This window comes from Streptomyces sp. NPDC030143, assembly GCF_055573695.1.
Genome location: NZ_JBVIAY010000005.1, coordinates 56,908 through 78,828, shown reverse-complemented (window position 1 = coordinate 78,828; position 21,921 = coordinate 56,908). Strand labels below are relative to the sequence as shown.

The window sequence follows — 21,921 nt, the reverse complement described above, 5'->3', positions numbered from 1 at the left end:
GAGCGTGAGAACAGAGAACATCTTCCTGGCCGGGACCGGCGCGTTCGTCCCGCCCCGGGTGAGCGTGGCGGAGGCCGTCCGGCGCGGCTGGTACGACCAGGAGCGGATGGACTCCTGCGGGTGGCGCAACATCGCCGTGGCCGAGGACACTTCCGCGCCGGACATGGCGGTGGCGGCCGTCCGGCAGGCGGTGGAGCGCTCGGGTCTCGGCCCTGACGACATCGACCTCCTGATCCACTCCTGCGCCTACCACCAGGGCCCCGACGGCTGGTCGGCACCGCACTACATCCTGCGCTCCACCCTCGGCACCCCGGTTCCGGCGCTGACCGTCGAGCAGGGGTGCAACGCGTTCCTCGCCGCCCTGGAGATGGCCACCCAGTACCTGCTGTGCTCGCCGTCGCGCAGCGGGGCCGTGGTGAGCAGCGCGGACCACTTCGGCGCCCCCTCGGTCGACCGCTGGTACGCCCACCGGGACGCGGTGCTCGCCGACGCGGGCACCGCGGTGGTGCTGTCGAAGCGGTCGGGCTGGGCCGCGCTGCGCTCGATCGACTCGGTGTCGCTCCCCCAGTTCGAGATCCTCAACCGGGGCCACGAGCCGATCTTCCCGCCGGCGGTCACCACCGGGCGCAGGCTCGACATGAACGAGCACCTGGAGGCGATGGTCGAGGAGCTCGGGCCGAAGGCGTCCGAGATCGGCCGGGAGTACGCCGCGAGCGGTGCGAAGCTGATCGACCAGATCACGGGCGAGGCGGGCATCGGTGTGGCCGACCTGGCGCGGGTGCTGCACCTCGGGGCGGGCACCGCCGACTTCCTGGCCGGCCATCTGGAGCCGATGGGGCTGGACGCGTCGCTGGGTGGCGTCGACTTCTTCCGCGACCTGGGACACGCGGGCGCCGCCGACGTCGGGTTGCAGCTCAACCACCTCGTGGAGGACGGGCGGCTGAACGCCGGCGACCACCTCCTCCTGCTCAGCGCGGGACCCGGCCTCATGATCACCGCCGCGGTGGTCACGGTGCTGGAGCGCCCCACCGGGCGGGCCGCGGGCACCGAAGGGAGCCGGGCGTGAGCCCTTCGCAGGAGACCGCCGTCGACGAGGAGCCCGTCGCCGTCGTGGGGCTGAGCTGCCGGTTCCCCGGCGACGCCGACTCCCCCGACGCCTTCTGGGACCTCCTCGTCCGCGGCCGGGACGGCATCGGTGACGGGTCGCAGCGCTGGGCGCCGTACGCGGCGGCCGGGGACGACCACGCGGCCGTGGTACGGAACACCACGAGCCGGGGCGGGTTCCTCACCGACATCGCCGGGTTCGACGCGGAGTTCTTCGGCATCTCGCCGCGCGAGGCGGAGCTGATGGACCCCCAGCAGCGGCTGCTGCTGGAGCTGGCCTGGGAGGCCCTGGAACACGCGGGGATCCCGCCCCTCGGCCTGGGCGGCAGCGCCTGCGGCGTGTTCGTGGGCGTCGGCTCGGACGACTACGGGCGACGGCTGCTGGAGGACCTGCCCCGCATCGAGGCGTGGACCGGCATCGGCGCGGCGATGTGCGCCACCGCCAACCGCGTCTCCCACAGCCTGGACCTGCGCGGTCCCAGCCTCGCGGTGGACACCGCGTGCTCCGCCTCCTTGGTCGGAGTCCACCTGGCCCGGCGCAGTCTGCTGTGCGGGGAGTCCGACGTGGCGCTGGCCGCCGGGGTGAACCTCATGGTCGCCCCCGGGCTGTCGGTCACCCTGGACCGAGCGGGCGCCACCTCACCGGACGGCCACAGCAAGCCGTTCGACGCCTCGGCGGACGGCTACGGCCGCGGCGAGGGGGCGGGCGTCCTCGTCCTGAAGCGCCTGTCGGACGCCGAACGGGCGGGCGACCGCGTCCTGGCGGTGATCCGCGGCAGCGGGGTGAGCCAGGACGGGCACACCGCCGGCATCATGGCGCCCAACGGCGAGGCGCAGGCGGACCTGCTGCGGCGGACGTACGCGCGGTGCGGCATCGACCCGGGCACCGTCGACTACGTGGAGGCCCACGGCACCGGCACCGTCGCGGGCGACCCGCTGGAGGCCGGTGCGCTCGCCGCCGTCTTCGGCGCGGGCCGGCCGCGGCACGACCCCTGTCTGATCGGCTCGGTGAAGGGCAACATCGGCCATCTGGAGGCCGGTTCGGGCGTCGCCGGGATGATCAAGGCGATCCTCGCCCTGGCGCACGAGGAGATCCCGCCCAGCGTGCACTTCTCCGCCCCCAACCCGCGCATCCCCTGGGAGGAGTCGGGGCTGCGGGTGACGCGGGAGCGCACCCCGTGGCGCCGGGGGGAGCGTCCCCGCCGGGCCGGTGTCTCCAGCTTCGGCTACGGCGGCACCATCGCCCATGTCGTCCTGGAGGAGGCGCCGGCGCCGGCCGCACCCCGCGACACCCGCCCGGACGACGCGGCGCGGCCCCGTCTGTTCCCGCTCTCCGGCCGGTCCGGGGCGAGCCTGCGCCAGGACGCGGCACGGCTCGCCGACTGGCTGGCCGGGCCGGGCGCGGGCGTCCCGCTCGCCTCCCTCGCGCGCGACCTCGGCACGCGCCGCAGTCACCTGGAGAGCCGGGCCGCCGTCGTCGCCGCCGACCACGAGGGGCTGGCGAACGGGCTGCGCCGGTTCGCCGCGGGCGAGTCGGCGCCCGGCCTCGTCGAGGGCACGGTGGCGGACGAGGGCCGGGACGGCGTGGTGTGGGTCTTCTCCGGTACCGGCGCCCAATGGCCCGGGATGGGCCGCGAACTCCTGGCGCACGACGCCGTGTTCGCGGAGGTGATCGACCGGATCGGGCCGGTCTTCGACGAGGAGATGGGCACCACGGCCCGGCGGATGATCGAGGAGGGGGACGTCGGCCGGGTGGACGTCGCCCAGTCGATGATCTACGCGGTCCAGATGGGCCTGGCCGCCGTCTGGCGGTCGCTCGGGATCCGGCCCGCGGCCGTCGTCGGCCACTCGATGGGCGAGATCGCGGCCGCCGCCACGGCCGGGATCCTCTCGCCGGAGGACGGCGCCCGGCTGGTGTGCCGGCGCAGTGTCCTGCTGCGGCGGGTGGCGGGCGCGGGCGGCATGCTGATGATCGGCCTGCCCGCCGACGAGGCCGCCGCCCGGCTGGCCGGCGCCGACGGCGTGGTGCCGGCGGTGCTCGCCTCGCCCACGACGACGGTGGTGGCGGGGGCGACGGCGGAGATCGACCGCCTCGCCCGGGAGCTGACGGCCGACCCGGACCTGCTGGTGCGCCGGGTCGACAGCGACGTGGCCTTCCACAGCCCCCAGATGGACGCCCTGACGAAGGAGCTCGCCGAGGCCGCCGCCGACCTCACCGTCCACGCCCCGCGCGTCCCCGTCTACAGCACCGCGCTGGAGGACCCGCGCGACGCGAGGCCCCGCGACGGCGCCTACTGGGCGGGCAACCTGCGCAACCCCGTCCGGCTGGCCGGGGCGGTCACGGCGGCGGCCGAGGACGGTTTCCGCACCTTCCTGGAGGTGTCGGCGCATCCGGTGGTCCGGCACTCCGTCCAGGAGACGCTGGACGCGGCCGGCGCCGACCGGCACCGCGTCGCGGTGTCCCTGCGCCGCGGCGCCGGCGAGCGGGAGCACCTGCTCGCGAACGCGGGGGTGCTGTACTGCCACGGCGTCGCCCTGGACTGGCCCTCGTCCCCGGACGGGCCGCCCCTGTCGCTCCCGCCGCGGACGTGGCGGCGTCAGCGGTACTGGCGCGACCTGCCGGTGCGCAGGGCCGACCGCGGACGGCACGACGTGGCGAGCCGTACCGTGCTCGGGCCGCGCACCACCCTGGCCGGGACCACCCCCCTGGACCTGTGGCGCACCCGCGTCGACCTCGACACCCGGCCGTATCCGGGCAGCCACACCATCCACGGCGTGGAGATCGTCCCGGCGGCCGTCGTGCTGCAGACGTTCCTGGACGCGGCGGGGCGGGGGGAGGGCTCACCGGGTCTGGCCGACGTGTCGTTCGACCTGCCGCTGACCCTGACCACGGGCCGGGACGTCGACGTCGTCGCGCAGGACGGTGTGGTCCGCCTGCTGTCCCGGACGACCGGCCCGGACGAACCGGAGGCGGACGGGGACCAGCCGTGGCTGACGCACGCGGTGGCCTCCGTGGCCGCCCCCACCGTGCCGCCGGCCCGTGCGGCCGGTGACGCAGGGCCGGGGACGGTGCTTCCCCCGGACCGGATCGTCGCCGATCTCGCCTCGGTCGGCGTGCCCGGCATGGCCTTCCCCTGGCGGGTGGAACGGCTGGAGCGGATCGGGGACGGGCTGCGCGCCGACGTCGTGGCGGCCGAGGAGCCGACGCCGACCTGGGCGCCGCTGTTCGACGCCGCGCTGTCCATGGCGGCCGTCGCCTTCCCCGGGCCCGCCGCGCTGCGGGTGGTGGCCGGTGTCGGCCGCGTGTGGACCGCCGGTGAGGCCCCGTCCCGGGCCCGCCTGGAGGCGCGCGTCGACGGGCCGACGACGGCGCACGTGCGGATCACGGCACGGGACGGCCGGACGGTGGCCGTCCTGGCCGGGGTGCGCTACGCGGACTCGGAGGCCGGGACCGCCGCGAGCGACCCCGGGGACCTGCTGTTCCGCCTGGTGTGGAAGCCCCTGTCCCGCGACGGCTCACCGCTGCCCCGTCCGCCCCGGCCGCTGGTGCTGGTCGGCGGTGACGCAGACCTGACGGCGGCGCTGCGGAGCGCCGCCGACGACCTGGGCGTCCCGTGTGTGCCGGTGCTGGATCCCGACGCCCTCGACGGCCTGCGCGATCAGCTGTCCGGGCCCGTGGACGTGCTCGTGCTGCCGCTGCCGCGGGAGTCGGCGCCGGAGGCCGGGGAGCGCGCCGTGCGGGAGGCGTGGCAGCTCGCCCGGGCGGCACGGCGGCTCGGCGCGTGGCCGCCCGGTGCGGCGCGGCTGTGGTCGCTGACGACCGGGGTCCGCGAGGCGGACCGGCTGGAGGCCGTGGCGCAGGCCGCCCGCTGGGGGCTCGGCCGGGTCGTCGGCGGCGAGCACCCCGAGCTGTGGGGCGGAACGCTCGATCTCGGCCACCGGCCCACCGGGGACGACGTGGTCACCGCGCTGGGCGTCGTCGCCGAGAACCCGGGAGAGGACGTCGTCGCGGTCCGCGAGGGCGCGGCCTGGGCGAGCCGGCTGGTCCGCGCCACGGGTGCGGGCGCGGACCGCGCGCCGCTGCGGTGCCGGCCGGACGGCACGTATCTCGTCACGGGCGGACTGGGCAGCCTGGGCGGCGAGATCGCCCGCTGGCTGGTGGAGCGCGGGGCGCGTCGTCTCGTCCTGGCCGGGCGCGGAGACCTTCCGCCGCGGTCGCAGTGGGACGCCGTCACCGACGCGGACCTGAGGCGCCGTGTCGAGACCGTCCGCGGGCTCGAGGCCCTCGGGGCGAGCGTGCGGGTGGTCGGCGTCGATCTGTCCGACGCCGAGGCGGCGGCCGCCGCGCTGAACCCGGACGCGCTGGGCATGCCGCCGATCCGCGGGGTCGTGCACGCCGCCGGGGTGCTGGCGGACCAGCTCGTCGACCGGCTCGACGCCGACTCCCTGGCGGCGGTGATGCGGCCGAAGGCCGGTGGTGCGCTGACCCTCCATCGGCTCTTCCCGCCGGGCAGTCTCGACTTCCTGGTCCACTTCTCGTCGTGCGGTCAGTTCCTGGGCCTGACCGGCCAGGCAGCCTACGCCTCCGCCAACGCGTTCCTGGACGCCATGGCCGCGTACGAGCACACCCTCGGCGCCGTCGGCAGCACGAGTCTGGCGTGGACGTCCTGGCGCGGCATGGGCATGGCGGCCAACGCGGCGGTGGACGCCGAGCTGCGGGCGCACGGCGTCGGGGACGTCACGGCGTCCGAGGCCTTCGGCGCCTGGGACCGGGCCAGCCGGGTCGGCGCCGCCTCCCTGGCGGTGCTGCGCACGGTGCCGCTCCCGGACGGAGCACCCCGGACGGGCCTGCTGCGGGACGTCGTCGACGGCGCGGCGCAGGCACCGGCGCGCGAGGCGGCGGCCCGGGACCTGGGAGAGCTGTCGGAGGAGGCGCTGCGGGAGCTGCTGCACGAGCAGACGGTGTCCGTCATCGTCGACGAGATGAAGCTGGACCGGGCGGACCTCGACCCGGACCGGTCGCTGTTGAAGACGGGGCTGGACTCGGTGATGGCGATCGTCATCCGCCGCCGGCTGGAACGGCTGCTGGAGCGCAAGCTCCCGGCCAACCTGGTCTGGCACCAGCAGACGGTCACGGCCATCGTCGACTACCTCGTGACGAGCGCGCGGTCCTGAGGCATGGGGGCGGAGGCGCAGACGGTGGAGTTGGCCTGCCGGATCACCGGTGATCCGGCGGGCGCCCCGGCGGTCCTGCTGCACGCGCTGGGCGAGACCGGGCGGAGCTGGGACCGGCTCGCCGCCGCCCTGCGGCCGCGGGGGCGCCGGCTGTACGTGCCGGACCTGCGCGGACACGGGCGCAGTCCCCGGGCCGAGGCCTACACGTTCGAGCTGATGTACCGGGACGTGCTGGGTCTGCTGGACCGTCACCGTCTGGGCCCGGTGGACCTGGTGGGGCACTCCATGGGCGGTCACGTCGCGTGGCTCGTCGCCCAGCGCCATCCCGCGCGGGTCCGCAGGCTGGTGATCGAGGACGCGCCGCCGCCCCCTCGGGACCCGGCGGCGGAGGCGGAGCTGCGGGCGCGGTCCCGCTCGGACGGCGGCGAGGCCCGGGTGCTGTCCCTGTACCGGGAGTTCCGCGAGCTGTTGCGGACGGGAGAGCTGGACCGCGCCGCGGTACGTCCGGTCATCGACGGGCTGCGGGTGGCGGATCCCGGATGGTGGCGGCGGCTCGGGGACGTCACCGCCGAGACGCTGGTGATCAGCGGAGGGCTGTCCAGCCCGGTCCCCCGGCCGCTGCTGGCCGAGGTGGCCGAGGCCGTGCCCCGGGGGCGGCTGCTGGCCGTCGACGCGGGCCACTACGTGCATCGCGCCGAACCCGAGCGGTTCTGCGCCGAAGTGGCCCGCTTCCTTGCCTGACGCCGTGCCGCCGCCCCCGCGGTCAGGAGACCCGGGCGCGCTCGTAGGCGGACTCGACCACGAGCTGCACCTCCAGGGCGTCCTGGCCGCTCACCCTGCCGTGCGGGGTGGCGACACCCGTCACCGTGTCGAGGTACGCCGTGATCGCGGCGAGTTCCGGTCTCTCCCCGGCCGTCTCGACCGTGCCGTCCGCCCGGCGCAGCTCGTTGCGGCGCAGGTCCAGGACGTGGTCGCCGTCCGCGGTGGTCACGGTGACCGCCGTCTCGAGCCGGCGCGCGGCCCGGTCGATCCGTACCGTCGCCGGCAGGCCCTGGAACGACAGCTCCAGCTCGACCCGCTCCTCCACGCCCGACGTGTCGGTCCGGCACGCCTCGACGTCCGGCCTGCCGAAGACGGTCATCAGCAGGTCGACCGCGTGGGGCCCCAGATCGAGCAGGGCACCCCCGCCGGCCTGGTGGACGTCGCCGTACCAGGGGGTGCGGGAGCGCCACACCCGGTTGCCGGGGGTGGCGAAGGAGAAGTCGACGCGCTGTGCGCCGGTGCGCGCCGCCTCGGCGAACGCCTCCAGCAGCGGATGGAAGCGGAAGGGCATGTTCACCCCGAGGAGTTTCTCGGCCGCCGGATGGGCCACCATCCGCCGGGCCTCCTCGACGGTCGCGGCGAGGGGCTTCTCGCACAGCACCGCGACGCCCGCGTCCAGCGCGGCCAGCACCGGCTCGAGGTGGGCGGCGTTGGGCGTGCAGACGCTCACCACGTCCGGCCGGGCCTCCCGCAGGAGCCGGTCGACGGAGGTGCCGGTCCACACCCGTGGGCGGTCCGCGACCAGGGCCCGGGCCCGCTCCTCGTCGGTGTCCACCAGCCCCACCAGTTCCATGGTGTCGCGGGCGTCGACGCACGGCAGGTGGTAGCGCTCGAGCACCCTGCCGCAGCCGACGGCCGCGAACCGGATCCGCTCCCCCGTCATCGCCTCAGCCCCTCACCTGGGCGAGGGCGTGCTCACCGCACGCCTTCGCCGTCTCGACGACGAAGTCCGGGAAGGTGTGGCCGAGGTGCTCGCGGTCGTACGCGGTGATCATGGCGCGCAGCTCCGTCTCCAGCCGCTCGGCGAGCCCGGGCGGGTTCTCGTCCGCGAGGAGCAGCCCGGCGTTGAGGAAGGCGACGAGCAGCCCGGCGAGCCCCTGGTCCCAGCGGCGCAGCCGGCCCAGCAGCGGGCGCAGGGACTCGGCGCCGGTGCCGCGCCGCGCCCGGACGGCGTCGGCGATGCTCTGCGCGAGGAACGGGACCTCGTTCTCCTTGCGGTCGTTGATCTCCGAGGAGACCCGGCTCCACGCCGTCCACAGGTGTTCCACGCGTTCGTCCTCGACGCGGTAGTCGCGGCGGGCGTGCCGCAGCACCTCCCAGGCGGCGCCCTCCACACCGGGGATGTCGGGCTCCTCGTACCGTGTGGCCTTGTCGTAGATCTCGGTTCCGCGCAGGGCGATGGCCCGGTTGATGAGGAAGAACGGGTTCTCGCTCTCGTGCACCCGGGCGGCCACGACGAACTTCAGGTTCTCCCAGAGTTCGTCGAGGGTGGTGCCCGGTTCGATCATGATCCAGCCGGGTTCGAGTTCGATGCCCTCCTCCTTGAACAGGCGGGCGGCGTCGAAGTTGTACTCCACCGTGGTGCCCTTGCGGAACCGCTTCATCATGCCGGGCGAGCCGGTCTCCATGCCGAGGAGCGCCAGGTCCATGCCGGCCCGGCGCAGGGTGCGCAGGGCCTCCCGGTCGATGAGGCCGGTGTCGACGCGGAACTCGCAGTGGAAGGAGATCTTCAGGCCGCGGCGGAGGATCTCCTCGGCGAACCCGACGGCGTGGTGGTAGCCCTCCTGGAAGGCGCCGCCGAAGTTGTCGTCGTTGAACCACAGGAAGCGGGTGCCGAAGTCCCGTTGCAGGAACTCGATCTCGTCGACCGCGTCCTGCACCGGCCGTACGCGCCAGGGCCCGTCCACCACTCCGGGCTGGCGGGGCGCGTAGCAGAAGGTGCACTTGGCGTGGCAGCCGCGGCTGGTGTACGTCGAGGCGCGCGGGGTCGGGATGCCGTTCTTGCGATGGTGGACGAGCAGGTCGCGCGCCGGCCACGGTTCCTGGGCCAGGTCGGGCAGTTTCGGCGGGCCGCTGCTGCGGACGCGTCCGTCCTGCCAGAACCACAGGCCCGGCACGCTCCGCCAGTCACGGCCGGCCGCCAGGCACTCCATGAGCCCCTCGACGGTCAGTTCGCCCTCGCCGAAGGCCACGCAGTCCGCCTCCGGCACGCGTTCGGCGATCAGCTTGGCGTTGTACGTGCAGAACGCCCCGCCGATCGCCACGAACACCGACGGATCGGCCTCGCGCACACAGCGCAGCAGCCGCACGGCGTCGATGATGTGCAGGTCGTACATGATGCTGATGCCGACGAAGCTCGGCCGCTCCCGGCGGATCAGGTCGACGATCGCCTCATCGCTGGGGTTGCGCCCGTGCAGGTTCAGCGCCCGCACCGAGTACCCGCACGACCGCAGGTGACCGGCGATGCAGGCCACGCCCAGGTTCTCCCGGACCCGCTTGTAGAACAGGCGCATCGCCGGGTCCAGGGACAGGTACTCCTCGTCGTTGATGAGGACGTTCTGGTTGTTCAGGCTCGCGGCGCCGGTGGGGATCTCCCGGGGGGTCAACAGGACCACATCCGCCATGGCCGGTCTCCTTTCTCGTCTTCACGTGCGTGTCCCGGCACCGAAGGGGTCAGCCGGCCATGGCCTGTTCTCCGCACAGCCTCCTGGTCTCCTCGACGAAGGTGGGGTAGGGCTCGCCGAGGACCTTGCGGTCGTAGGCTTCGACCAGCGCGCGCAGCTCGGCCTCCAGCCGCTCGGCGAGCCGCGGTGGGTTCTCGTCGCCGAGCAGCAGCCCGACGTTGAGGAAGGCGACCAGCAGGTCCGGCAGCCCGTCGGCCCAGCCGCGCAGCCGGCTCAGCAGCGGGCGCAGGCCCTGTTCGCCCCGGGACCTGCGCGCCCTGGTGGCGTCGACGATGATCTGGGCGACGAAGGGCAGCTCTTCCTTGCGGTCGGCGACCTCGGCGCTGACCTTGCTCCAGGCCTCCCACACGTCCTCCACCCGCTGGTCGGGGATGCGGTACTCCCGGCGGGCCTCCAGCAGGACGTCCCTGGCCGGCCCCTCGACGTCCGGGAGTTCCGGAGGCGTGGGGTCGGCGATCTTGTCGTACATCTCGGTGCCGCGCAGGGCGATGGCGCGGCTGATGAAGGAGAACGGGTTCTCGCTGACGGCGATGTCGGCGGTCACGATGAACTTCAGGTTCTCCCAGAGTTCGTCGAGGGTGGTGCCCGGCTCGACCATGATCCAGCCGGGTTCGAGCTCGATGCCCTCCTCCTTGAACAGGCGGGCGGCGTCGAAGTTGTACTCCACCATGGTGCCCTTGCGGAACCGTTTGGCCATGCCGGGGGCTCCGGTCTCCATGCCGAGCAGCGCGGAGGCCATGCCGGCCCGGCGCAGGGTGCGCAGGGCCTCCCGGTCGATGAGGCCGGTGTCGACGCGGAACTCGCAGTGGAAGGAGATGTCCAGGCCGCGGCGGAGGATCTCCTCGGCGAACCCGACGGCGTGGTGGTAGCCCTCCTGGAAGGCGCCGCCGAAGTTGTCGTCGTTGAACCACAGGAAGCGGGTGCCGAAGTCCCGTTGCAGGAACTCGATCTCGTCGACGACGTCGACGGGCGAGCGGACCCGCCAGGCGTTGCCCGCCGTGACCCCCGGCGCCCGGGGCACGTAGCAGAAGGTGCACTTGGCGTGGCAGCCGCGGCTGGTGTAGGTCGACGCCACCGGTGTGGGGATGCCGTTCTTGCGGTGGTTGACGAGCAGGTCGCGGGCGGGCCACGGCTCCTTGGTGAGGTCGGGGAGCCGGGGCGAGCCGCTGCTGCGCACCCGTCCGTCCTGCCAGAACCACAGGCCCGGCACGCTCCGCCAGTCACGGCCGGCCGCCAGGCACTCCATGATGCCCTCGACGGTCAGCTCGCCCTCGCCGAAGGCCACGCAGTCCGCCTCCGGCACGCGTTCGGCGATCAGCTTGGCGTTGTACGTGCAGAACGCCCCGCCGATCGCCACGAACACCGACGGATCGGCCTCGCGCACACAGCGCAGCAGCCGCACGGCGTCCACGATGTGCAGGTCGTACATGATGCTGATGCCGACGAAGCTCGGCCGCTCCCGGCGGATCAGGTCGACGATCGCCTCGTCACTGGGGTTGCGCCCGTGCAGGTTCAGCGCCCGCACCGAGTACCCGCACGACCGCAGGTGACCGGCGATGCAGGCCACGCCCAGGTTCTCCCGGACCTTCTCGTAGAAGAGGCGCATCGCCGGGTCCAGACGGAGGTACTCGTCATCGTTGATCAGGACGTTCTGGTTGTTGACACTGGAGAACCCGGTGAGGATCTCCCGTGGTGTCATCAGTACCGCGTCAGCCATCCGTACTCCCCTCTCTGCGCCCGGCCGCGTCCGCCGTCAGCAGGAACGCGGCGTTGTTGCCGCCGAACCCGAAGTTGTTGACCATCACCGAGCGCACCTGCGCGCAGGGCTCCGGATCGCGCAGCACCCGTACGTGCCGCGCGCCGAGCGGGGTGCGCAGCCCGGGCGTGCCCGGCAGCACCCCGTGGCGCAGGGCGCGGACCGCCGCCACGACGCCGGGGAACACCGAGGCGTGCAGCAGATGACCGGCCGCCCCCTTGTAGGAGCTCACCGGAACGCCCCGCCAGTCGTGCTCGGCACCGACCTGGTCCAGGGCCAGCAGTTCGGCCTCGTCGCCCTGCCGGGTGCCGGGGGCGTGGCCGTGGACGTAGTCGACGGTGGTGAGACCGGCCATGGCCAGTGCCTCCCGCATGCAGGCGGCGCCGATGTGCGCGTTGAGCCGGCTGACGCCCTGGCCCGCCACCCGGCAGGAGATCCCGCTGAGCCGGGCCAGCGGGGTGTGCCCGCGTGCCGCGGCGCGCTCGGCGGTCTCCAGGACGACCACCCCGGCGCCCTCCCCGACGGTGACGCCGGAGCGTTCCTCGTCGAAGGGGCGGGCGGCGGTCGTGCTCGTCGCGCGCAGCACGTCGAGGCAGGCGTAGTCGTAGGTGTTGAGGGCGGACACCCCGGTGACGACCGCCGTGTCGGCCAGTCCGCACAGCAGCCATTCGCGCGCCATGGCCAGTCCGAACGCGCCCGACGCGCAGGCGTGCGCCATCAGTACCGCGTCGGGTGCGGCGACACCCGTTCCGTCGCCGTCCCAGTCGGGCTCCAGGGCGATCTCGTCGATCCGGGGCGCGTCGCCGACCTGCGGAAGGTGCGGGACCACGCCGGCGCACACCAGCAGGGTCCGGGCCGGCAGCGCCTCGAGCCCGGCCTCCCGCAGCGCCTCGGTGTGCGCGCGGTCCAGCAGAGCACGCCGCGTGGGCCGTCCGGGCGGTGCTTCGACGCGCGTCTGGCACACGGTCCTGCTGCGGAAGCGGGAGGCGTCGAACCGGGTCAGCTCGGACAGTCCCCGGCTGCCGTCCAGCAGGTGCTGCCAGAAGGCGGCCCCGCCGTCACCGAAGGCGGTGACCAGGCCGGTGCCGGAGACGACCACCGACGATCCCGTCGTGCCGCCGGTGCGCGGCGCGCGGTCGCCCGCGGTCACGGGGGCGGCCGCGACGCGGTAGCCGTCGCCGTGCGGGTCGCGTACGACCTCGCAGACGACCATCGCCCGGTGCAGCCCCGCGGCGGTGGCGCCCCGCGCCCAGCGCACCGCCTGCAGGGTCGCCGCGCGCGGGCTGATCAGCACGTACCCCGGCCCGTTCCAGCCGTCGGACTCCGCCAGCTCCTGCAGCAGTTGAGCCGGTTCGGGGGTCATGGCCTCGGACGGCCGCAGTCTGCGGCCCCCCGCCTCGGCCTCCGCGCACCGGCTGACGTAGCGGGAGGTGGCCGAGACGCAGTAGTCGGTGGCCGCCATGACCACGGGGGCGTCGGCCCGCAGGGACGGCGGCAGGCGGTCGAGTGCCGCGGCCAGCACGGCGACGAAGGCGGCGGTCAGCGAGTCGCCGGCGGCGAGCACGGTCAGGTCGCCGCGGGCGCCGAGCCCGTCCAGCAGGGCGGGGGCCGTGCCTCCCACGATCACCGGGGCCGCCGTCGCGGTCGTCATGACACCGCCGTACCGGGCATCCGGGCGCCGTCCGGGTGGACGAGGCGGTCGGCGAGGTCGTCGAGGGTGAGCCGGCCCGCGAGGAAGGGGCCCACGTCCGCGAGGCGCGGGTCGTCGTGCCGGTCGGCGACGAGCCGCCAGAACCGCGGCAGGAGGTCGCCGGTGTCCCGGCGTGCCGTCGGCAGGTGGTAGGCGACCTCGTCGAGCAGGGCGAACGCGGTGCCCGAGGCGGCGAGCCGCAGTCCGAGTTCGAGGTCCTCGCCGCCCCACAGCTCCCCGTAGTGCTCGTCGAAGCCGCCGACCCGTTCGAACAGCGAGCGGCGCAGGCTGGTGCTCGTGCCGACACAGGCCAGCCAGCGCAGCGGGGCGTACTCGGGCGTCGCCGTCACCTTGCGGGCGGTCCGTTCGATGAACGAGCGGCGCGGCCCGAGCAGCGGGACGGCGGAGTCGAGGCCGGCGACGGTGGCGGGGTCGATCCGGCGCCCGCGGGCGCCGGTCAGGGCCGTGCGCAGCGGCCGGGGTTCGGGGGTGAGCGCGAAGGCGGACAGGTCGGTGACGGCGCCGTGCACGACGCCGGCGCCCGCGTCCGCGTGGGCGGCGAGATGCGCCTCCAGCAGCCGCGGGGTGGCCAGCGTGTCGTCGTCGAGGAAGACCAGGAGTTCCCCGCGGGCCAGCCGCGCCCCGGTGTTGCGGGCGTGGGCGGCACCGCGTCCGCCCGTGGCCGCCGTCCGCAGGGGCAGGCCGTCCGGGAGGGCCGCCAGCACCTCCTCGACCGCACCGGGGTGCGGCGCGTCGTCGACCAGGACGACCTCGAACCGCTCCCGGCCCAGGGTCTGGTGTCCCAGGGCCGTGAGCGTGAGGAGTAATCGCGTGGTCCGGTCACGGGTCGGCACGACCACGCTGACCGGGAGGTCGCCCGTCACGTCAGGGAACGGCTCTCGCCGGCCCTCTGGTCGAGGATGTAGGTGGCCAGGCCCTCGATGGAGAAGAGCGTCTCCTCCGTGAGGTCCTCGTCCTCGAACACGACGTCGTACTTCTCCTCGAGGATCAGCAGGTACTCCAGGGCGTCGAGGGAGCTGAACCCGTACTGGTCCACGAGGCTGGCGTCGCCCTCCCCGGGCGCCGGCCGGTGCTCGCCCTTCGTCATTCCCGCTGCGATCTCGTGGAGTTCCCGTATCAGCCCGGCGCGGTCCATCGTCTGTCGTCTCCCGTGGTGAAGAGGCTCGGTCAAACCTTCGTGAACTGGGCGTCGAGCTGCTGCTCGGTCAGTCCGCGGAAGCGGTCCATGCGGAAGTAGTGCTGGAGGTCCCCGCCGAACTCGGTCCGGTAGTAGAAGTCCTCGGTGTGCCGTTCGGGCGTCGTGCTCACCGTCTCCCCGCGCCGCAGCGCGGCGATCAGCCGGGGCACGGGGTATGCGAACTCGGTGTCGCCGCGCAGGTACCAGCGTTCGCCGTACTTGGTGACGACCGGCAGGTCCTCCTCGGGACCCGAGCCGTCGGGCAGCGGACGGACCGGCTGGCACAGCAGGTCGTAGCGGAACACCTCGTCCAGCAGCGGCAGCAGGTCCTCGGGCAGGTCGGGGCGCATGGCCTCCTCCCACCACCGCTGCAGCAGCCGTTTGGTGAGCAGCCGCCAGACGTTGGGGTCGACCAGCTCGCTAGCGGAACTCGTGGGCCGGGCGACTGCGTGCAACTCCCTGGCCTCGGGGTCGTCGCTCTTGTCGACCCAGTCGGAGAAGCTGAGCAGCACGCGCGACTGCGGGACGCCGGCGAGTTCGCGCAGGGCGACCCAGATGTTGTGCAGGAACAGACTGCGCGCCAGAACCCGGTTCCAGCAGATGAAGCGCAGCATGCGCTCGTTGTCCGCGAGCGTCATGGTCCGGTGGGCGAGCACGTAGTCGAAGTCGTCCTGCTCGCCGCGCACGGTGACGAGTCCGTGCACTTCCTTCTTGTCGTGGTACTCGGTGTTCGGCAGCAGCATCAGCGGATGGACGGCGATGAACGGCGTGTGCCGTGCCGCCCGGTCGTATCCGTCCAGGAACGAGGCGACCGTCTCACCGGGCGCCCCCCAGATCAGCTCCAGATACGGTGTGATTCCGTGGTCGGTCAGCCACGCGACCAGGCTTTCCCAGTCGTTCAGCTTCATGTTCCGCCGGCGCATGAGGTCCAGTACGGAATCGTCCATCGTCTGCAGGGCGAGGATGAAGGCGCTGTGCATCCCGGACTGCTTCATCTTCTCCATGATGCGGTAGAAGCCGGGTGACTTGTTCTTCGCCCAGGAGGTTTCCAGTCTCTTCGGGAACCCGTATTTGCTGCGCACACGCAGCAGGTCGTCCAGGAATTCCTCGTCCTGACGCAGGAGCCCGAAATTCGAGTCGGCGAGCATGAGGATTTCGGCGCCGTGCCGCCCGAGCACCTCCAGCTCTTCCCGCAGCCGCTCCCGCGAGAACGCCCGCATCTTCTGCCCGGTGGCACCGCCCCAATAGCAGAAGGCGCACTTGTAGGGACAGCCGCGGTTCGTCTCCATCAGGGCGTAGTCGTACAGGAAACGCCCCTTCGCGTCGACGAGCGGCACCGCTCCGGTGAGGATGGGGGACGGCAGGATCTCGAGGTCCTGGATGCGGTCGCGTTCGGGGGTGGTGACCTGGTTTCCGTCGGCCTCCCGGAACGAGATGCCGCTGATCCCGTGGAGTTCGGTCGGGCGGGCGCCGTCGAGGTAGCCGTTCAGCAGGTCCCGGAAGACCAGTTCCCCCTCGCCGTTCACCACGACGTCGACGTGCGGGAACATGCGGAAGACACGCTCGGCCTGGTGGGCGACGTGGTTGCCGCCGAAGACGACCCAGCCCTGCGGGTTGATCTGCTTGAACGTCTCGGCGAGGGTGCCGAAGGCACGGAAGTTCCAGCCGAGGACGGAGAAGCAGAGCACGTCGGGACAGCCGTCCCGCACGAGGTCGCGGGCCATGGCGTTCAGGCCGGCGTCCCCCGGATAGTTTTTGATCGTGATGTCCGTGCGCCGTCGAATGCGATCGTCGGCCTCGGCGTAGGCCTTGAGATAGCCGATCGCGAGCGGCATGGAGGCCGCGGAATTCCCCCAGACTCCTTGCTGAACAAGCAGTACTCGAGTCTCCATTCCCCGCCTCGTCCCCTAATCGGTCCGACAGGCCAAATCGCCCTTTGAGGCTACAGCAGAAGATCCCCCGCGCAATGGGGCCTCGGCAACCGGATCGACGGTGCGTCCGTGTGATCCGCAGGTGTTCGGCCATGCCCACACCCCCGGGACGGCCGCCCTTCGGATGGCTGCCGCGGGCGCGCAAAGGCCTCGGAGCAGGGTTCCTGACGTGGGAATTCAACGCGTGTCGTACGGTGCGGGACCGGCGGCGGGAGCGGACGCGGAGGCGGGGGCGGAAGCAGTCTCCGGCGCGGAATGAATGACCGGAAACACATCTGTCCGACCGCCCGGCACTTGATCATGGAGAATGCCGGAAGCGTCTTTTCAGCCACCGGGTCCCTCATTTTCTGCCGCTTTGCGGCGCGACCTGTGCGGGTGTGCCGGCGGTCGGTATGCTCCGGCCGTAATGGGTCTGTCATTCGTCCGCCCGGGCTCGGAGTTACATGACGGAGATTCCTGACACGTGGTGTCCGACCGCCCTGCCGCACCTGGAAACCGATGACGGCAGGCTCCGATTCATGGGACGTCGGGTCGACGTCCCGGGTCCGCTGTCCGAGCGGGACGCCGCCCTGCTGGCGCGCTGCGACGGCAGTCGGCCCCTCGACGGTTTCCGCGCGGCGGAGCAGGCGGTCATCGACCTGTGGCGGCGGCACGGGCTGCTGCTCATGGCACCCCCGCTCACCTCCGGCCGCGCGCCGGCACCACCACCCGTGGTCGTCTCGCCGCATCCGGACGACGCCGCGCTGGCCCTCGGCGGGACCCTGGCGCGCCAGGGCGGCAGGTTCCTCGACGTGTTCAGCGTCGAGACCTGGACCAAGGACCCGTACTACGCCGAACGCCCGGCCGAGACCCGGCGTCTGCTGCTGGCGGAAGAGGCGGTCGCCGCCCGGGTGCTGCGCGCCGAGGTGGAGCTGCTGGGGTTCGTCGACGCCGCGGACCGCGACCTCAGACGGGACCGCTTCTTCACCGATCCGGCCTGGTCCGACGGCTTCCCGCGCGAGGAGCCCGCGCTCTTCGGCGCCGTCACCGAACGGCTCGCCGCCCTGCTGGACGGCGCCGGCCCGCTCTACGCGCCCCTGGGGGTCGGCGGGCACGTCGACCACCTGGCCTGCCGGGAGGCGGTGCTGGAACTGGTGCGCACCGGCCGGCTCGACGCGGCGCGGGTCGCCTTCTACGAGGACCAGCCGTACTCCCTGTTCTCGCCCGCGGAGGAGACCGCGCGCAAGCTCGGTGCCCGCCTCGCCGAGGCGGGACTCGGCGAACTCCGGCCGCGGCTGCTGCCCGTGGACGACCTGGCGGCGCTCACCAAGTGCGAGGCGCTCGGCGCCTACCGCATCCAGGTGCGCAGGGGCATCGTCCAGCGGGTCCGCCGGCACGGGGTGCGCCTGGCGGAGGGCTCCGACGCCCCGTCCGCCGAACGGATCTGGCTGCTGCGCAGGTGACGGCCTGCCCGGCTCCGCACGACACGCGAACCGTGAGGGGTTTCCCATGTATGCACTGGCTCAGTCCCTGACACCGGAGGACCTGGAGGTCCTCGCGGACGCCTGCGCCGAGGTAGGCCTCGCCCTGCACGTGACGGACCCGGAGGCGGGTCACGCCCCGCCGCCGGGCGCCCAGTTGGTCGCCTTCCACCGGGTCGCCGCCGACCGGCCGGACGACCTGTCCGTGGAGGAGCTCAAGCGCAGGGGCGGGTACGTGGTGGCCGTCCTGGACGGCATCTCCGCCACCGAGGTCCTGGCGGCGGTCTCCCGCGGCTACAGCTTCACGCTGGCCAGCCCGCTGAGGCGGCCGCGGCTCGTGGAGACCCTCGGCTATCTCAGGAACGTCACGCCGTCCGAGAACACCCAGGTGCTCACGCTCGACGGGAAGGGCTCGCTGAGTTCGTCCGCCAAGTCGTCACCCGTCACCGACGCCGAGGCGAACCTGCTGCGGCTGCTGTCCGACCGCCCGGGCCAGATCGTCTCCCGCGAGGAACTCACCGAGGCCACCGGCGGCGAGGACGTGAACAGGGTGACGTCGGTGCTGAAGCAGAAGCTCCTGGACATCGACTCCGGAGCGAAACTCCTGAAGATCCCGCACCTGGGTTTCCGGCTGGTCGGCACGGTCCGCGAGGGTGCGCGCTGATGCGGGTCGTGGTGATCACCGGCGCCCCCGGTGTGGGCAAGACCCGGCTGGGGCACCAGCTGGTGACCCGGTACGACGTTCCGGCCGCGGCGATCGACTGCGATCCGATCGTCCACCCCTGGGACGGCGGCGAGGACCTGTACGACCTGATGGCCGCGACGATGCGCGCCGTCCTGCCCGTCTACGGCTCGTGGGGGGCGCGTGTCGTGGTCGTCACCGGGGTGGTCCTGGCGGGACGTGCCTACGAGCGCTTCCGCAAGGTGTTCGAGGAACTGGGCGTGGACGCGGTCTACTACGGGCTGCGAGCCGACCCGGAGGCCCTGGCCGCGCGCATCGAGAAGGACGCCGGCGGCCGGCTCTTCGTCGAGGGCCGGCTGGCCGAGCGGCACCTCGACGCCGAGGTGCCCGAGGTGCCGGGCATCCGCCTGGTCGACACCACGCACCTGACCCTGCCGGAGGCGACCGACGCGGTCGCCTCCCTGGAACACGCGGAGCTGGGAGCGGGGTGGCTGGGCTCGCCCGGATGACCGGCGGCCGGCCCGCGAGGGCCGCGTCACGGACGAAAGGACCGACAACCGCCACGGACGCGGACGACCGTGGCGGGCCGGGCACCGCGGACGACCGCGGCCGGCCGGAAGCCGCCACCGGGGACCGTCATGGGCGGCCGGTGACCGGCGCCCGCGACCACCACGGACGGCCGACAGCCGCCACGGACGCGGACGTCCACAAACGGCCGGGCACCGCCACCCGGAGCGACCACGGACCGCGGACAACCGACGCCCCCGGACGGCCGACAGCCGTCATCGGGGAGGATCACGGGCATCCGGGGGCCGCCACCGGGAACACCCGCAGGTGGCCTGCAACCACCACCCGGAACCACCACGGACCGCCGGCAGCCGCCATCGAGGACGGACGGGTGAGCGGCTGTCGCTCGGACGGCGGCCTGGGGTCCGCCGACGGCACGGGCCCGGTCGGGCCGGCGACCCGCCTGGTTCGCGCACTGCCGTCACGAGCCCCCGCCCGGTCCGGGACGCAGACGCCCGCGCCGAGCACGGAGTCCTTCGGGGCTCACGGGTCGTCGGAGGTCGCCGACCGCCCGGGGCACGGGAGCGCCTGCCGAGGCGGAGGGTCCGTCGGCCGTCCCCCACGCCCTGCCGGCGACCGGGCCGGCGGGTGGGGGCCGGCCCCACCCCACCGCCCGTGGGCGTCGCCCCGGCGGTCAGCGGAAGCGGCCGACCTCCAGGCCCGCGTCGTCGAGGCGTACCGAGAGGACGAAGCCGTAGTAGTGCGTGGCGCCGATGCTCTCGACGTACTCCCGGACCTCGTCGCCGAGCGGGCCGGTGAGCTGCTGGTGTTCGTCGCGCGGGGCGAAGGCCGGCCAGCGCGGGGGCGTCGAGGGCCGCAGCAGCAGTCGTCCGGAGACCTTCAGGCGCCGCAGCTCGGCCTCCAGCTCCGGGACGAAGAACGGGCCGTGCTCGTCCCCGTAGGCGGCGGCCTGGAGGAGGGCCTCGCCCTCCTGGGTGAGCAGGCGCGGGACCTGACGCAGCAGCTCCCAGAAGAACTCCAGGCCGTCCAGTCCGGCTTCGCCGGCCAGCCAGCCGAGCGAGCCCCGACGCAGCGGCAGGCACGGGGGGTTGGAGACGACGATGTCGAAGCGGGAGTCCAGCGACAGGGACATGATGTCGCCCTCGACGGCGGTCAGCCGGTCGCCGAGCCCGTTGACATGGGCGTTGACCGTGGCGGCCGCCGTGCACTCCGGGTTGACGTCGACCGACAGCACCTCGGCGCCGTTCCGGGCCGCCGACAGGCCGAGGATGCCGGTGCCGCACCCGAGATCCAGTGCCGAACGGGCACCGCGGCGTGCCGCGACGAGCCGGGAGAGCGTCATCGAGTCGGTGCCGACCCAGGGCGCGTAGGAACCGGTGTCCCGGCCCGCGGCCCGCCAGGCGGCCAGCAGCGCCATGCCGTCCCCGCGCACCAGGCAGTAGTCGGCCGACACCTTGCCGGACTCCTCGGCGAGCACCCCGGCCCGCAGCAGCAGGTCGAGCAGCTCACCGGGGACCTCCGCGCGGACGTCGGACTCCGCCACCCGCTCCCCGAAGACGAACAGGGAGGACAGGACGGACTCCGCGGACAGCGTGGTGGAGATCGCCGCCAGCGTGTCGGCGTTGCGCCACGGCGCCAGTTCACCGAGCCAGTCACCGGCGAGGGTGAGCAGGTCGTGCTGCGGGAGCGTGAGCAGTCTCTGCAGCCCGGCGCCCGCGAAATCGTCGCCGGAAATCCCGTCCACGGAAATCATCACGTCTCCTCAAGACCTTGGTTGTCCGGCTCGAAGATCGGCGTGAACGCCGATTTCAGTTCCCGCAGCCGCTCCTGGGTGCGGGGTCCGGCGTAGGGCGCGCAGCGCGCGATTTCCTCCTGGGAGATGCCGCCGAACAGGTAGAGATTCACCACATCGATCGGCCCGGTGCAGCTCTTGCAATACGGGAAGCGCGGCCGCGGCTGCATGAACATGTCGTAGTGCTGGTGCTTGCCGAACTGTTCGTGGATCAGCTCGGGATTCTCCTTGATGTTCCCCATGGGTTTGAGCCAGGCGTACGGGCAGCAGGAGACGTCGCCCTGGCCGAAGAGCTGAACCATGGTGGCCGTCGCGTAACACCGCAGGGTACGCACCCCGGTGCGGAGTTGATTGGCGATGTGCTCGACGAAGGCGCGCGGCGGAAGGACCGCGGACAGTTCGTCGTAGCGTTCCAGGAGTGGCGCGAAATGGTCGCCGAGCGGCGGCGCGTGGGTCGTCCTGGTCTCACCGCGCACCGGGAAGAAGTAGAGCATCACGCCCTGCCCGTAGCGTTCGAGCAGGAACTCGGCGAAGTCGGCCTGGCCGGTGGCGTTCAGGTCGCTGATCACCGACTGGATCTCGATCGGGATGCCCAGCTCGACCGCGTGGTCGAGGTGCCGCATGATCACGTCGAAGAGCCGGTGCTGCTTCGGCGGCAGCCGGTGGCCGTTCATCTCCAGCGTGTGGCCGTCCAGCGAGAGGCACAGCTGGACGTTGCCCAGCTCGGCGAGCGCCTCGAGCCGGTGCGGCGTCAGGAACGCGCCGTTGGTGATGACCTGCACGACCTCGTACTTCTCGCTGCACTCCGCGACGAACTCGGTGGAGCCCTTCAGCCAGAAGAACTCGCCGCCGCTCAGGCGCATGACAGGGCTGTCCACGTTTCGGTGGTAGGCGTCGAGGATCTCGTGCCAGTCCGCGCGCCGGTCGGTGGTCAGCCGCAGCCTCGCGTCCGGGACAGCCATGAGGAGGTTGAAATCTTCGGTCAGACAGTAGGAGCAGCGCATCTGGCACAGCTGTTCCTCGATGACCATGTCGTTCATGAGGAGCTTGAGACGCTGCTGTCCATCACGATGCGCGAACATCGCATCACGATATTGAC

Annotated in this window: 15 protein-coding genes; 6 read left to right on the top strand and 9 right to left on the bottom strand. The window is 73.0% G+C overall.

Going from position 1 to position 21,921, the window contains the following annotated elements; translation table 11 throughout:
- Nucleotides 1–4: 4 nt before the first annotated feature.
- The 3 genes from ACZ4YY_RS10925 to ACZ4YY_RS10915 are packed head-to-tail and all read left to right on the top strand — an operon-like array spanning nt 5 to nt 7,020.
- Nucleotides 5–1,066 (top strand): ketoacyl-ACP synthase III family protein, encoded by a 1,062-nt coding sequence (locus ACZ4YY_RS10925; protein ID WP_468286805.1) that lies wholly within the window; start codon nt 5–7, stop codon nt 1,064–1,066.
- On the top strand, nt 1,063–6,279 hold the full coding sequence (locus ACZ4YY_RS10920) for a type I polyketide synthase (RefSeq protein ID WP_468286803.1): 5,217 nt from the start codon (nt 1,063–1,065) through the stop codon (nt 6,277–6,279). The genes ACZ4YY_RS10925 and ACZ4YY_RS10920 overlap by 4 nt, the downstream gene beginning before the upstream one ends.
- Before the next feature lie 3 nt (nt 6,280–6,282).
- Nucleotides 6,283–7,020, top strand: coding sequence for an alpha/beta fold hydrolase (locus ACZ4YY_RS10915; protein WP_468286800.1), 738 nt, complete (start codon nt 6,283–6,285; stop codon nt 7,018–7,020).
- A gap of 22 nt (nt 7,021–7,042) precedes the next feature.
- Here ACZ4YY_RS10915 and ACZ4YY_RS10910 read toward each other — a convergent pair whose 3' ends face one another.
- The 7 genes from ACZ4YY_RS10910 to ACZ4YY_RS10880 are packed head-to-tail and all read right to left on the bottom strand — an operon-like array spanning nt 7,043 to nt 16,321.
- Entirely contained in the window at nt 7,043–7,984 is a 942-nt protein-coding gene (locus ACZ4YY_RS10910; protein ID WP_468286797.1) for a Gfo/Idh/MocA family protein, read from the bottom strand.
- 4 nt (nt 7,985–7,988) lie between these two features.
- Nucleotides 7,989–9,725 (bottom strand): B12-binding domain-containing radical SAM protein, encoded by a 1,737-nt coding sequence (locus ACZ4YY_RS10905; protein ID WP_468286794.1) that lies wholly within the window; start codon nt 9,723–9,725, stop codon nt 7,989–7,991.
- A gap of 49 nt (nt 9,726–9,774) precedes the next feature.
- On the bottom strand, nt 9,775–11,502 hold the full coding sequence (locus tag ACZ4YY_RS10900) for a B12-binding domain-containing radical SAM protein (protein WP_468286791.1): 1,728 nt from the start codon (nt 11,500–11,502) through the stop codon (nt 9,775–9,777).
- Nucleotides 11,495–13,192: a beta-ketoacyl synthase N-terminal-like domain-containing protein gene (locus tag ACZ4YY_RS10895; protein WP_468286788.1), complete on the bottom strand. Its 1,698-nt coding sequence runs from the start codon at nt 13,190–13,192 to the stop codon at nt 11,495–11,497. The genes ACZ4YY_RS10900 and ACZ4YY_RS10895 overlap by 8 nt, the downstream gene beginning before the upstream one ends.
- Nucleotides 13,189–14,115 (bottom strand): glycosyltransferase family 2 protein, encoded by a 927-nt coding sequence (locus ACZ4YY_RS10890; RefSeq protein WP_468286784.1) that lies wholly within the window; start codon nt 14,113–14,115, stop codon nt 13,189–13,191. Before ACZ4YY_RS10890 ends, ACZ4YY_RS10895 begins: the two co-directional genes overlap by 4 nt.
- Complete coding sequence (locus tag ACZ4YY_RS10885; RefSeq protein ID WP_468286781.1) at nt 14,112–14,387, bottom strand: acyl carrier protein; 276 nt, start codon at nt 14,385–14,387, stop codon at nt 14,112–14,114. Before ACZ4YY_RS10885 ends, ACZ4YY_RS10890 begins: the two co-directional genes overlap by 4 nt.
- A gap of 32 nt (nt 14,388–14,419) precedes the next feature.
- A complete protein-coding gene (locus tag ACZ4YY_RS10880; RefSeq protein WP_468286778.1) occupies nt 14,420–16,321 on the bottom strand; it encodes a KedN5 family methylcobalamin-dependent radical SAM C-methyltransferase in 1,902 nt (633 codons plus the stop codon).
- Between the two features lie 557 nt (nt 16,322–16,878).
- On the opposite strand from ACZ4YY_RS10880, the gene ACZ4YY_RS10875 reads away from it, so the two are divergent.
- The 3 genes from ACZ4YY_RS10875 to ACZ4YY_RS10865 are packed head-to-tail and all read left to right on the top strand — an operon-like array spanning nt 16,879 to nt 19,011.
- On the top strand, nt 16,879–17,802 hold the full coding sequence (locus tag ACZ4YY_RS10875; RefSeq protein WP_468286775.1) for a PIG-L family deacetylase: 924 nt from the start codon (nt 16,879–16,881) through the stop codon (nt 17,800–17,802).
- Nucleotides 17,803–17,848: 46 nt separating this feature from the next.
- A complete protein-coding gene (locus ACZ4YY_RS10870; RefSeq protein ID WP_468286772.1) occupies nt 17,849–18,484 on the top strand; it encodes a hypothetical protein in 636 nt (211 codons plus the stop codon).
- Nucleotides 18,484–19,011, top strand: coding sequence for a P-loop nucleotide/nucleoside kinase family protein (locus ACZ4YY_RS10865; protein WP_468286765.1), 528 nt, complete (start codon nt 18,484–18,486; stop codon nt 19,009–19,011). The genes ACZ4YY_RS10870 and ACZ4YY_RS10865 overlap by 1 nt, the downstream gene beginning before the upstream one ends.
- A gap of 692 nt (nt 19,012–19,703) precedes the next feature.
- Here ACZ4YY_RS10865 and ACZ4YY_RS10860 read toward each other — a convergent pair.
- Both ACZ4YY_RS10860 and ACZ4YY_RS10855 read right to left on the bottom strand, forming a co-directional pair.
- Nucleotides 19,704–20,783 carry a methyltransferase gene (locus tag ACZ4YY_RS10860; RefSeq protein WP_468286760.1) on the bottom strand — a complete coding sequence of 360 codons (1,080 nt, stop codon included), beginning with the start codon at nt 20,781–20,783 and terminating at the stop codon, nt 19,704–19,706.
- Nucleotides 20,783–21,904 (bottom strand): radical SAM protein, encoded by a 1,122-nt coding sequence (locus tag ACZ4YY_RS10855; protein ID WP_468286756.1) that lies wholly within the window; start codon nt 21,902–21,904, stop codon nt 20,783–20,785. Before ACZ4YY_RS10855 ends, ACZ4YY_RS10860 begins: the two co-directional genes overlap by 1 nt.
- Nucleotides 21,905–21,921: the final 17 nt, after the last annotated feature.